We start from the raw sequence: 263 nt of genomic DNA, 5'->3' as shown, positions 1-263 counted from the left end.
ATCCAGAATGGTCACGACTCCATTAGCTCCATCCTCCACTTTATTAAACAGGTCCCAGCCATCATCAATATTGTGATGAGCGATACAGCGAATAAAGGTATTTCCATCACCAATGCGCATTTTGGCTGCAAAGCCATCGGCATTAATCTGTGACTTATCCATATTGTTGAAGCTTTCACTATCGGTCACGGTATTAAAACTGGCCCACAATGCACGGCCTATCTTATCTGGTGAGGTGATCTGGAAGCCCGTATCAGGCGCAC

1 pseudogene is annotated in these 263 nt (G+C 45.6%); it reads right to left on the bottom strand.

Going from position 1 to position 263, the window contains the following annotated elements:
* Nucleotides 1–263: pseudogene (locus tag RMT89_RS43685) on the bottom strand (right-handed parallel beta-helix repeat-containing protein); the annotation flags it as partial.

This window comes from Streptomyces sp. P17 (genome assembly GCF_032436805.1).
Lineage (GTDB): Bacteria > Actinomycetota > Actinomycetes > Streptomycetales > Streptomycetaceae > Streptomyces.
Note: the sequence above shows the minus strand (reverse complement) of the source record. Positions and strands in the feature narration are given on the sequence as shown.